Source organism: Pseudomonas sp. MUP55 (genome assembly GCF_034043515.1).
Classification (GTDB): Bacteria; Pseudomonadota; Gammaproteobacteria; order Pseudomonadales; family Pseudomonadaceae; genus Aquipseudomonas.
The window spans coordinates 2,173,770-2,185,908 of the sequence record NZ_CP138214.1 but is presented as its reverse complement, the minus strand read 5'-3'; the positions used below and the strand labels follow the sequence as shown (position 1 = coordinate 2,185,908).

The following is a 12,139-nucleotide window of genomic DNA, read 5'->3' as shown; positions in this document are numbered from 1 at the left end:
CAGTTATTCCCAGTTGCCCAGGTCGGCGCTGTAGCCTTCGCCGCCGGGTTGGCCGTCCTGGCCGTAGAAGATCAGGTCGAACGCGCCGTGCTCGCCGGGGAAGCGATAGCCGAAGGCATGGCCGAACGGGTCCTTGAGGTCCGACGGCTTGGCATACGGCCCGGCCCAACCGGCGGTGTTGCCCGACTTGTCGACCAGTTGCTGCAGCGACTTGGGCGGCGAGCCGACGTCCAGGCCGTAGCTTTCGATTTTCATGCTCAGGCTGGCCAGTTGCGCCTTGCCTGCGCCGTACTTGCCCTTGTCGACATTGCCGCCGACCTGGCGTACCACGATGGTCGCGACGATGCCCAGCAACACGATCACGGCGAGCATTTCCAGCAGGGTAAAACCGCCCTGGCGGCGGGCGGACTTGCAGCGGGTATGGCGCATGGGTAAGGGTCCTTGAGGGTTCATATATTGCTGGTCAGGCTCATCAGCGGCAGCATGATCGCGAGCATGATCACCGCCACCAGCACCGCCATGACCACGGTCAGCGACGGCACCAGCGCAGCGAGCAGACGGTCGATGCCGCGCTTGGCCTCGACGTCGAACACGTCGGCGACCTTGAGCAGCATGCTGTCGAGTTCGCCGGCCTGTTCGCCGACTTCAATCATTTGCAGGGCCAGGTCCGGCAGCAACGGCTGCGCGCCGAAGGCACTGGCGAGGGTGCCGCCGCCCTTGACGGATTCGGCGGCCTGGGCGACCTGCGCTTGCAGCGCGCGGTTGGTGCACACCTGCCGCGCGATCACCAAGGCTTGCAGCAGCGCCACACCGTTACTGAGCAAGGTACCGAGGGTGCGGGTCAACCGCGCCGCTTCGACGCGCTGCAGCAGCGGGCCGATCACTCGAATGCCGAGCACGCGTCGGTCATAACGCTCACGCCGCTGTGGATCCCGCAGGCGTGCGGCCAGGGTCCAGATGATCACGATCAACCCGGCAAACACCGCCAGGCCGTAAGACCCGAGAAACTGGCCGAGCCCGAGAATCACCTCGGTGATCAGCGGAATGGGCACGCCCAGATCCTTGAAGATCGGCACGAACTGCGGCACCACATAGGCCAGCAGCAGCGCCAGCGAACCGAGCACGCCGACCACCAGAAAGGCCGGGTAGATCAGTGCGTTGATCACTTCGCCCCTGAGTAACTGGCTGCGCTCCAGGTAGTCACTGAGCTGGCGCAGGGTGTTTTCCAGGGCGCCGCCCGCCTCGCCCGCACGCACCATGCTCAGGTATAGCGGCGAAAACTGGCCGCCCTCTTCTTCCAGCGCTTTGGATAACGGCTGCCCGCCTTTGACCTGTTCGCGGATACGCTCGATCAGCGCGCGGGTCTGCGGCTGGCCGGGTTGCTTGAGCAGGATGCCCAGCGAGCGCTCCAGCGGCTGGCCGGCGCCCAAAAGGGTTGCCAGTTGCTGGGTGAAACTGACCAGCGCTGCGCCGCTCAACTGGCCACGGCCAAGGGCATTGCGCAGCCCTTGGGCACCGGCGACGTCAATCTGCAACACCAGCAACCCGCGCTTGTGCAACAGGGCGACGGCGGCGTCGTGGTCCTTGGCCTCGAGCGTGCCGTTTTGCGCAGCGCCCTGGCTGTCGAGCGCGCGGTATTTGAACAGGCTCACGTGCCCTCGCCTCGGGTCACGCGCAGCACTTCTTCCAGCGACGTCACTCCGGCCACGGCCTGGCGCAAGCCCTCTTCATGCAAGGTGCGCAGGCCCCCACGGCGGGCGGCGGCTTCGAGAGTGGCGGCGTCGGCCTGGCGCATCAGCAGGCTGCGCAGTTCTTCATTCATCACCAGCAGTTCGGTGATCGCACTGCGACCGTGGTAACCGCCGCCCGGCGCATTGGCGCGCGGGCGATAAAGCATGATCGGGCGCGCATCGGTAAAGCGCTCCAGGCCATGTTCGGCGATCAGTTCGGGCGGTGCTTCAAAAGCTTCGCGCGTGTCCGGGTCGAGACGGCGCACCAGGCGCTGGGCCAGGATGCCGTTGACGGTCGAGGCAATCAGGTAGCTTTCGACGCCCATGTCGAGCAGCCGCGTGATACTCGCCGCGGCACTGTTGGTGTGCAGGGTCGACAGCACCAGGTGACCGGTCAGCGACGATTGAATAGCAATGCGGCAGGTTTCCAGGTCACGGATCTCACCGATCATGATCACGTCCGGGTCCTGACGCACGATCGAGCGCAACGCACCGGCAAAGTCCAGGCCGATGGCCGGCTTGACCTGAATCTGGTTGATGCCTTCCAGCTGATATTCCACCGGGTCTTCCACCGTGATGATCTTGCGCTCGGCGGTATTGAGGCGTGACAGCGCGGTGTACAGCGTGGTGGTCTTGCCCGAGCCGGTAGGCCCGGTGACCAGCAGAATCCCGTGGGGCCGCTCCAGGACTTCGAGGAAGGTTTCCAGGCGCTGGCCATCAAAGCCCAGGCTCTGGAAATCGAACTGCACGGTCTGCCGATCGAGCAGACGCATGACCACCGACTCGCCAAAACTGGTGGGCACCGTGGACACGCGCAGGTCGAGTTCCTTGCCCTGGATGCGCAGCATGATCCGGCCGTCCTGGGGCAGGCGCCGCTCGGCAATGTCCAGGCGCGCCATGATCTTCACCCGCGAAATCACCGCCGCCGACGAGCTGGACGGCGGCGCTTCGGCCTCGTGCAGCACGCCATCGATGCGGTAGCGCACCTTGAGCTGGTTTTCGAAAGGTTCGATGTGGATGTCCGAGGCGCGATGTTCCACCGCGCGCTGCAGGATCAGGTTGACCAGGCGAATCACCGGCGCCTCGGAGGCCATGTCCTTGAGGTGTTCGATGTCTTCCAGCGCACCGCCCTGCTCGTCGAGGTTCTCGATCAGCGTGCCCATGGCCGAGCGGCCCTGGCCGTAGTAGCGCTCGATCAAGGTTTCGACCTCGTTGCGCGGGCCGACCGCCAGCCACACCGGCACGCCGCAGGCATAGGCCACGGCCTGGAACGGGTAGACCAGCGACGGGTTGGCCGCCAGCACGCGCAGGCCGCCCTGGCTCCAGCCCATGGGCACCACCTGGTAGTGGCGCATAAAGCGCTCGGTCAAGGCGGGCAAAGGGTCAAGCAAGGGTGGCGCGGCGTCGGCCAGCAGCAGCGGCGCGCCGAGCAGGTCAGCCCAGGCGCGGGCCAGTTCGACTTCGGAGACCAGCCCCAGGCGGGTCAGCAGGCCGAGTAATTCTGTTTCGCCGCCCTCTTGTGACAGGCGACGGGCACGCTCCAGATCCACCGTTTTCAACCCGGCCTGCTGCATCAGCCACGCGCAGACCTGTTCGGTGTGCGGGATCTGCATTTGGCAAGCATCAATAAGGGCTGACAACATGGGTGACTGCAATCGATAAAATAAATAGGGACGCCAAACTAATTCGGGCTCAGGCGATATTAATTTTTTTGTACGCACCCACTATTAACGGGTACAGCACTGTAAGCCCGCGATTTAACGGGCTTATTTAAACCTATATAAGAACAACAACTTAAACGCGGCTATGTCATCAATGGATGAATAATAAAAACCCATAGACCAGCAGGTAACAGAGCTTACCAGAGCGCTAAACCTAACAGCAATTAGGTTTTAAACAACGCATGAAAATAGGCTTATATAGAATCTATGAGCAACAAACCACCATTTAAATAGATTTTTTAACAATATTTAACTAATATATCAAAAAATAACCCATCAACGCCCTCCCGAAATCGCGCAAAAATCCTGAAAAGGCAAAGAGCCATCATTTAATAAATCCCTGTTTAATAATATTTTCTCAATCTCTGAACTTTTTACCCGCCCTCTAGGACTTACTGCTCTATCAAGCGACCAGTGTTCGCCCTGTCGCACGACTTTACTTGTTCACCCACACTCGAGATTCATCGATGACCAGACCGCTGCTTTATGTTTTAAGCGCTGCACTTGTGTGCGCGTCAACCGGTTACGCCCTGGCGGCGGACTCCGCTTCCAGCGCAACGTCGGAACAACAGGTCCGCGCACACGTAGAAGCGCAACGCGACCAGCTGAGCGGCGCCGCCCAACTCGGCACATCTGCCCAGGCCGGTGCTTCCACGCTGCTCGATACGCCGGTGGACACCGACGACGCGCCCTCCCAGGCACAACACCCATGACCCCTATTAGCGCCACCCAAAGGACGCCCGTCTTGTCATCCTTCAAACACACCCTGGGCCTGAGCCTGCTGGCCTTCGGCATCGCCCAGGCCAACCTGGCACTGGCTGCCGTGACACCCGCCACCGGTAACGCGGTTGAGGCGCGCGTCAGTTCTATCCTCGACAACATGAACCAGTCGGAAAAGATCAATTTCACCCGTGTCAACGACGGTCACATGATCCCTTCGTTGCTCAAGTGGGGCATCAAGGGCACCGTTGCCTATGACTCCTCCATGGGCGTGCACGTGAACAACGCCACCTTTGGCGCGCAATACCCGTCGCAGTCCGCATTGGCGGCGACTTGGAGTATCAATCGCGCCAAGGAATTCGGCCTGGCGATTGCCTACGAAACACGCATCTCGGGTGGACAACAGATGCTCTCCCCCGGCGTCAACCTGTACCGCACGCCGTACAACGGCCGTTCTGCGGAATACGTGAGCGGTGAAGACCCGTTCCTTGGCGCGGTGCTGGCTCCGGCTATCGTCAACGGCATCCAGGCCCAGGGCATCCAGGCCAGCGGCAAGCATTACCTGGCCAACGAACAGGAAGCCAATCGCCAAGCGCTAAACGTCGTGGTGGATGAGCGCACCCTGCGCGAGCTGTACCTGCCGGGTTTTGAGTCGATGGTGAAAAACGCCAACGTCGCTTCGATCATGTGCGGTTTCAACAAGATCAATGGCGACTACGCCTGTGAAAACCATCACCTGATCACTGACGTACTGAAGGGCGAATGGGGCTTCCAGGGCATGGTGATCAGCGACTTCAATGCCATCCACAATGCGTTCAAGGGCGCGTGGGCCGGTACTGACATCGACATGCCGTCGGGCCTGCAATTTACCGAGGCCAACCTGCTGCCCTATGTGTGGAGCGGGCAACTGACCCAGAACGTCATCGACGACAAGGTCAAGCGCAACCTGCGTGGCATCGTCAGCTATGACTTCCAGGAAAACCTCAACACCGCCAAGCCCCTCGAGCATCCGGAATACGGGCAACGCGCATCGTTGAATGCGGCCCGTGAAGCCATCGTGCTGTTGCGCAACGAAAACACCAGCGCCGGCAAACCGCTGCTGCCGCTGGCGCGAACCGCCAAGGTCGCGGTGATCGGCAATTGGGCACACGAGGCTCCGGCCTCGCCGTTCGGTACCGCCAACTCGCCGCCCAACAGCTACGTGACCGAACTGAGCGGCCTGCAGCAACTGGCCTCGAGCAGCACCAAGGTGACGTACCTGTCCGACCTGAGCCTTAACCCGCAAAGTTCGGTGTGGTACCAGCCCGCCGTGGATAAAAACGCGGTGAGCAACGCCGGGGTCAAGGCTGAATACTTCTCCAATACCAGCTTCTCCGGCGACCCCACCCTGACTCGCGTAGAGCCGGGCGTGAACCTCAATTGGACCACCGGCACCAACGTGACCAATGCCGGCACCACCGCCGTCTCCGGCTTCAGCCCGAATGCCGGTGCGTTCTCGGCCCGCTTCAGTTCGGTGATCAAGCCGACCGTTACTGGCCCGCACGTATTCAAAGTACGCGCCGACGGCCCTTACAAGCTGTGGGTCAACGATGAACTGGTGCTGCAGAGCGATGGTGTGCCGTACTCCTCGGATGTGGTCAATGCCCTGACCACATCTGGCAAGACCGCGTCGCTCAAGGCGGGCAAGTCGTACACCGTGAAACTCCAATACCAACGTGTACAGGGTAATTTCATTCCGGCGCTGGGCGGTGTAACCGGCGTGCAGATGAGCTGGGCGTCGCTGCGTCCGCCAGCGGACCTGGCCGATTACGATGCTGTAGTGGTGGCTGTCGGCACAACCTACGAAAACGAAGGCGAAGGCTCTGACCATGGCTATGAACTGCCCGACCAACAGGCCGAGCTGATCAAGCAAGTGGCCAAGGCCAACCCCAACACCATCGTGGTCATGCACGGCGGCGGTGTCGCGAACATGCAGCCGTGGGCGAAAAAGGTAGGTGCCACGTTGCAAGCCTGGTTCCCGGGCCAGCAAGGCGGCCAGGCCCTGGCCGAGATCCTGTACGGCAAGGTCAACCCATCGGGCAAGCTGCCGGTGACCATCGACCAGCAGATCGAAGACAACCCGAGCTACGCCTCCTATCCGGACCCGGCGGCTTATCGTGGCGACAACGCGCTGACTGAAATGACCTACAGCGAAGGCCTGTACCTGGGCTATCGCGGTTATGACAAGAAGCACGCCAAGCCGCTGTATCCGTTCGGTTATGGTCTGTCCTACACCTCATTCGGCTACAGCGACCTGAAGTTGTCGAGCAACGTGATGGCGCCGGGTTCGACCGTGGATGTGACGTTCACGCTGACCAACACGGGCGACAAGGCCGGCTTCGAAGTGGCACAGCTGTACGTGCAACCGGTTAAACCTGCCGTCGACCGTCCGGAGAAAGAACTCAAGGGCTTCACCAAGGTGTACTTGAAGCCTGGCGAGAGCAAGACCGTGAGCATCCCGATCGACTCACGCTCCCTGGCCTACTACGTCGACAAGACCGACAGCTGGGACGTGGACGCCGGTAAGTTCAAGATCCTGGTCGGCGCGGACTCGGAAAACCTGGCGCTCAATCGTACCTTGACCACCCTGTTCCCCGAACACCTCACCACCCGTGACAGCAACCCGCTGCCATTACCACTGCGCAAGGCCGTGCAGGTCAACGCATCGCAGACCTACTAAGCTCGAACCTGCCGGCTCAGGGACGAGCCTGCAGGTCCTTCCCCAAGCGACGCACGTAGCCGTCGAACACTGCCATCACGTCCACATCCTGTGGGCTTCGCAGCCACTGAATCTGCAAACCATCCATCATCGAGAAAATCTCCTGGGCGATGGCCTTTACGTCCACGTCTGGACGAATCTCGCCGGCCTCGATCAACGCGTTCAGGTGCCCCCGCGCATGCTGATGGGTCAGGTCAAAGCGCTCCTTGTACCAGGACCATGCCGGGTGCGCCTGGGACAGACTCTCGGTGTTCATCACCAGTGACGCCTGGCACTCGGCCGCATCCTGGATGCTGAAGCTCATGCTCTGGCGCAGGAACTTGAGAAACCCCTCCAGCGTCATTTCGATGGTCAGTTCATGAAACCTTGAGGTAACACGCTGATCCCTGCGTTCCAGCAGCGCCTTGAGCAGTACTTCCTTGTTCGCGAAGTGGTGCAGCAGGCCGACCGTGGTAATACCGGCAAGCGCCGCCACGTCGCGCATGGATGAACTGGTATAACCGTCGCGGGCAAAGATAACGGTGGCCGCATCGAGCAAGGCAGCGCGGCGCATCTCGCCCTTGGGGGCTCGACGGCGCTTGGGCTCCAGGCCTTCAAGTGATTCGTTCCCTGATTCGTCAACTGACATAAAAATCCGATTATTGCTGCATTCAACTTATCCCAGCACTGCCTGGCTGGGCCCTTCCCGACAAAAACCTGCGTGCGACCACCGTGGCGGTGACGGTCGACATCACCGCGATCAGCGCGTTGCCCAGAAACATGCCGGGCATTGCTCCGCTGCTGCCAAACGAGTGTGTGCCTACGTACACGAACGGCAGCGTGCCGAGGGTTGCGCGCAACCAGGCGAAGACCGCCACCAGCCAGGCACGCTGCATGGTCACAAACACGGCGATCGCGACGAAGTCCAGGCCGATGATCACCCAAAGGCCCGCGCCTACTCGGCAGAACACGAGGAACAGTTCACGCCCCTCGCCTTCCAGACCATAGAAGTCGGCAATCATAGCGCATGACGCCAGCAATACAGCCCAGACACCCAAACCATAGGCAACCACCAGGCGCCGCGTGAACACGATGGCCGCCTGCACGCGCCAAGGCTGCTGGGCGCCGATGTTCTGGCCCAACACCGGCGCCAGGGCACTGGGCAGGGCAAAAAAGGCACAGAACGAAAACTGCATGACCCGGTCCAGCACCGCCATCGCCGCGAGGGCCGAAGTGCCGTAGACCGAGACGGTCGACACCAGATAAGCCACGCCGACCGGCGTCGCCATATTGGCAACCGTTGCCGGCAAGGCCACCCGTGCGATGCGACGCCCGTACAGCCGCAGCCGCTTGAGACTGACAGCCGTCGCCAGGCCGATGTGCCGCCGAACCCAATAGATGCCCACCCCGGCCGACACCAGCGCCGACAACGCGTAGGCGATCCCCGCGCCATCCAGCCCCAGGCCGAGCTCGAAGATCAGCAGCGGGTCTGCCGCTGCCAATGTCGCCGCTCCCGAGAGCACCACCCAGAATGCCCTGCGGCTGTCGCCGGCGCTCCTGAGCATCTGCACTGCCATTTGCATCGCCGCTTGCGCGACCGTGAACGGCAGCGTCAGCCAGATAAAACGGCGCGCCGCCTCGTACACCTCATCCTGTGCGCCCAGCCAGTGGGTGATCGGGGCCACCAGCGCCAACTGTACAGCCGCGCACAGCCCGGAAACCGCTATCACCATGAGCATCAGGCACGCAGTGAGGTGTGGCACCGTCTGCATCGCCCGATGGCCGATGCGCTCGGACAGCACCGAGGACGCCGCGATAATCAACCCATTGGCCAACGCGCCGTTGAAAAAGATCAACACTTTGGCGATGCCTACCGCGGCCAGCAGGACCGGCTGGTGCAGCATGGACACGTACACCAGCGTGAGAATATCCACCAGGAACACCGCGAACAGGCTCACGGCACTGGAACCGGCCATCACCGTCACATGTCGCGGGATACTGGCGCGGGTAAAACGCGCGTAGCTGCTTGGCATTGCGATCCCTGTAAGCGTCATCGGGTGGGCAGGTAGAGGTGACATGAGGCGGCGATTTTAACGAAGTGTACGGCACTTGAGGCTCACAGAGCGTCCGATAAAGCCTCCACGCATCCACATCCGGAAACCGCGCTAAGGCCGCAAGCACCAACGTGTGCCGCAATGGATCAGCTGCCAGTCTGGAATGCGCTGACCACGATTCCCCAAGCTCAGCGACAGAAGACGTCGAGCCTTGGTATCGCGATTGATCTGATCGCGGGATTTGCCTGGCAGTCTGGCGACTGTCCAGCATCGCCACTGGGGTGATCGTCGTGGGCCGTCACATTGAGCGCAAGCCCATCCGTATCGCCTAGCGTGTAGTCATTACCGCTGATTCGGGCGTGCCGAACGGCCATATGCGAGAGTGGAATAGCGAGCCACTGAACAGAGTCAGGGCCAGATGCTCATCTCGTTATCCAAGCTGCTCAAGCAGAAAACTGATTCAGTGCACATCCAAATCCAAGACTCTCATTCGGGACTTACATCGGGACTTAAACGCACCGGATAATGCTGGATTTCAGTGGTTTCCGCAGGAACGAAAAAAGGACCCGAAGGTCCTTTTTTCAATCGCTTACAAAATTCAATGGAACTCTGCAGCGCACTATTTGGAGCGGGAAACGAGACTCGAACTCGCGACCCCGACCTTGGCAAGGTCGTGCTCTACCAACTGAGCTATTCCCGCTTGGTGATGCGCATTCTATAGAATCCTTGGCACCCGTCAACCCCTTGATTCAAAAAAGTTTTATTTCTTTTCAACGGTGGTGCGCAAGTGGGGCCAGGCGGCGCGCAGGTATTGCAGCATGGACCACAGCGTGAGGCCCGCGGCGATGAGCAGCAAGGCGTAGCCGGTGAGCACCCAGAACGAGAAGTCCGACGGGTTGGCCAGCAGGATGACCAGCGCGAGCATTTGCGCGGCGGTTTTCCATTTGCCCATGTTCGACACGGCAACGTGGGCGCGGGCGCCGATTTCGGCCATCCATTCGCGCAGGGCCGAGACGACGATCTCGCGGCCGATGATGACGGCGGCCGGCAGGGTCAGCCACAGGTTGCCATGCTCTTGCACCAGCAGCACCAGGGCCACGGCGACCATGAGCTTGTCGGCTACCGGGTCAAGGAACGCGCCGAACGGGGTGCTTTGCTCCAGGCGGCGCGCCAGGTAGCCGTCGAGCCAGTCGGTGGCGGCGGCGAAAGCGAATACCGAACTGGACGCGGCATAGCTCCATTCATACGGCAAATAGAACAGCAGGATAAAAATCGGGATAAGCAGGACGCGTAGAACGGTGATCAGATTAGGGATATTCATCGGCACAACTGGCTACGAGGTGAGAAGGCATTCTATTCGCTGTGCAGATTGGCATAAATCAATTCAGCGAGCTTTTTACTGATACCGGGTGCTTTGGCTATTTCGTCAATGCTGGCACGGGAGAGCTCTTGCAAGCCACCAAAATGTTTAAGCAAGTCGCGACGCCGCGTCGGGCCGACCCCTGCCACCCCTTCCAGGGTTGAGGTTCGACGGGTTTTGCCACGTCGTGCACGGTGGCCGGTAATGGCGAAGCGGTGGGCTTCGTCGCGAATCTGCTGGATCAGGTGCAGTGCCGGCGAGTCGCCCTTCAAGGTGAACTCGTGGGCGGCATCATTCAAGTACAACGTCTCGAACCCGGCCTTGCGCGTGGCGCCCTTGGCCACGCCCAGCAGGATCAGGTCGGGCACGGCCAGTTCGTTGAGCACGTCACGGGCCATGGAGAGCTGGCCCTTGCCGCCATCCACCAACAGAATATCGGGCAGCTTGCCCTCCCCGTCCTTCAACTTGCTGAAGCGCCGCGTGAGGGCCTGGTGCATGGCGGCGTAGTCATCGCCGGCGGTGACGCCTTCGATGTTGTAACGCCGGTAGTCGGCCTTGATCGGGCCTTCAGGGCCGAACACCACGCAGGAGGCCACGGTGGCTTCGCCGCTGGAGTGGCTGATGTCGTAGCATTCCAGGCGCTGGGGCGGCTCGTCCAGGTTGAGGACCTCGGCCAGGGCTTCAAAGCGCGCGGCAACGTGCTGTCGATTGGCCAGCCGCGCGCCCAGGGCCTGTTCGGCGTTGGTCACGGCCAGTTGTTGCCAGCGAGCGCGGGTACCGCGGACGCGGTGGCTGATGTCCAGCTCACGGCCGCGCAGTTCGTGGATGGCCTCAATCAGGGTCGGGAAGTCTTCGTGGACCACGTTGACGATAAGCTCGGAAGGCAGGTCGCGCTCAGGGCTGCTCACATAGTACTGGCCGAGGAACGCGGCCATCACCTCAGAGACGTCTTCGTCGATACCGGTCTGCGGGAAGAAGTTCTTGCTGCCCAGCACCCGCCCGCCACGCACGCTGATCAGGTGCACGCAGGCGCCACCCGGGTTGACGAATGCGGCGATGACGTCGACGTCGCCGGTGCCGCCTTCCATGCTTTGCTGGTCCTGGACGCGGCGCAGCAGTGAGATCTGGTCGCGCAGTTCGGCGGCCTTCTCGAAATCCAGGGTACTGGCCGCCTGCTCCATGGCCCCGGACAGTTCATCGGTCAGCGCGTTGCTGCGCCCCTCAAGGAACATCACCGAGTGGCGCACATCCTCGGCGTACTCTGCCGGCTCGACCAGGCCCACGCACGGCGCCTTGCAGCGCTTGATCTGGTACTGCAGGCACGGCCGGGTACGGTTCTTGTAGAAGCTGTCTTCACACTGGCGCACAAAAAACGTCTTCTGCAGCAGGCTCAAGCTCTCACGAATGGCGCCAGCACTGGGGTAAGGCCCGAAATACTTGCCCTTTTGCTTTTTCGCGCCCCGGTGAATGCTCAACCGCGGGAAATCGCCGTCCGATAAAAATACGTAAGGGTAGGATTTATCGTCGCGCAGCAGGATGTTATAGGGAGGCCGCCATTCCTTGATCAGCGTCTGCTCAAGCAGCAGCGCTTCGGTTTCGTTGGCGGTAATGGTGGTTTCGACCTGGGCGATACGCGCGACGAGAGCCGCGGTTTTCGGCGCGAGACCACTCTTGCGAAAATAGCTCGCCAGACGGTTTTTCAGGTTCTTGGCCTTGCCCACGTAGAGCAGGCGCGCCTCGCTGTCGAACATGCGGTACACGCCGGGGCGGCCGCTGCAGGTCGAGAGAAAGGCACTTGGATCGAACGGTGTGGTCAT

At 61.3% G+C, this 12,139-nt stretch carries 9 protein-coding genes, 1 tRNA gene and 1 pseudogene; 2 read left to right on the top strand and 9 right to left on the bottom strand.

Annotated features, from left to right (window positions below):
- Positions 1-3: 3 nt before the first annotated feature.
- The 3 genes from gspG to gspE are packed head-to-tail and all read right to left on the bottom strand — an operon-like array spanning position 4 to position 3,343.
- Complete coding sequence (gene gspG, locus SC318_RS09925) at positions 4-429, bottom strand: type II secretion system major pseudopilin GspG (protein ID WP_320430623.1); 426 nt, start codon at positions 427-429, stop codon at positions 4-6.
- A 20-nt stretch (positions 430-449) separates the two neighbouring features.
- On the bottom strand, positions 450-1,652 hold the full coding sequence (gene gspF, locus SC318_RS09920) for a type II secretion system inner membrane protein GspF (protein ID WP_320430622.1): 1,203 nt from the start codon (positions 1,650-1,652) through the stop codon (positions 450-452).
- Positions 1,649-3,343: a type II secretion system ATPase GspE gene (gene gspE, locus SC318_RS09915; RefSeq protein ID WP_413817622.1), complete on the bottom strand. Its 1,695-nt coding sequence runs from the start codon at positions 3,341-3,343 to the stop codon at positions 1,649-1,651. The genes gspF and gspE overlap by 4 nt, the downstream gene beginning before the upstream one ends.
- 587 nt (positions 3,344-3,930) lie before the next feature.
- Between gspE and SC318_RS09910 the strand changes: the two genes are divergently transcribed.
- Positions 3,931-4,164 (top strand): hypothetical protein, encoded by a 234-nt coding sequence (locus SC318_RS09910; RefSeq protein ID WP_320431208.1) that lies wholly within the window; start codon positions 3,931-3,933, stop codon positions 4,162-4,164.
- Complete coding sequence (locus tag SC318_RS09905; RefSeq protein WP_320430620.1) at positions 4,161-6,890, top strand: beta-glucosidase; 2,730 nt, start codon at positions 4,161-4,163, stop codon at positions 6,888-6,890. The genes SC318_RS09910 and SC318_RS09905 overlap by 4 nt, the downstream gene beginning before the upstream one ends.
- Before the next feature lie 16 nt (positions 6,891-6,906).
- On the opposite strand, the gene SC318_RS09900 is transcribed toward SC318_RS09905, so the two are convergent.
- From SC318_RS09900 to uvrC, 6 genes and pseudogenes are all read right to left on the bottom strand, one after another.
- Complete coding sequence (locus SC318_RS09900; protein ID WP_320430619.1) at positions 6,907-7,557, bottom strand: TetR/AcrR family transcriptional regulator; 651 nt, start codon at positions 7,555-7,557, stop codon at positions 6,907-6,909.
- A gap of 22 nt (positions 7,558-7,579) precedes the next feature.
- Complete coding sequence (locus tag SC318_RS09895) at positions 7,580-8,941, bottom strand: MATE family efflux transporter (RefSeq protein ID WP_320430618.1); 1,362 nt, start codon at positions 8,939-8,941, stop codon at positions 7,580-7,582.
- A 79-nt stretch (positions 8,942-9,020) separates the two neighbouring features.
- Positions 9,021-9,220 (bottom strand): annotated as a pseudogene (locus SC318_RS27020) (integrase); the annotation flags it as partial.
- 366 nt (positions 9,221-9,586) lie between these two features.
- Positions 9,587-9,662: transfer RNA gene (locus SC318_RS09890), tRNA-Gly, on the bottom strand.
- A 60-nt stretch (positions 9,663-9,722) separates the two neighbouring features.
- Positions 9,723-10,283 carry a CDP-diacylglycerol--glycerol-3-phosphate 3-phosphatidyltransferase gene (pgsA, locus tag SC318_RS09885; protein ID WP_003232771.1) on the bottom strand — a complete coding sequence of 187 codons (561 nt, stop codon included), beginning with the start codon at positions 10,281-10,283 and terminating at the stop codon, positions 9,723-9,725.
- Positions 10,284-10,315: 32 nt separating this feature from the next.
- Positions 10,316-12,139 carry an excinuclease ABC subunit UvrC gene (uvrC, locus tag SC318_RS09880; protein WP_320430617.1) on the bottom strand — a complete coding sequence of 608 codons (1,824 nt, stop codon included), beginning with the start codon at positions 12,137-12,139 and terminating at the stop codon, positions 10,316-10,318.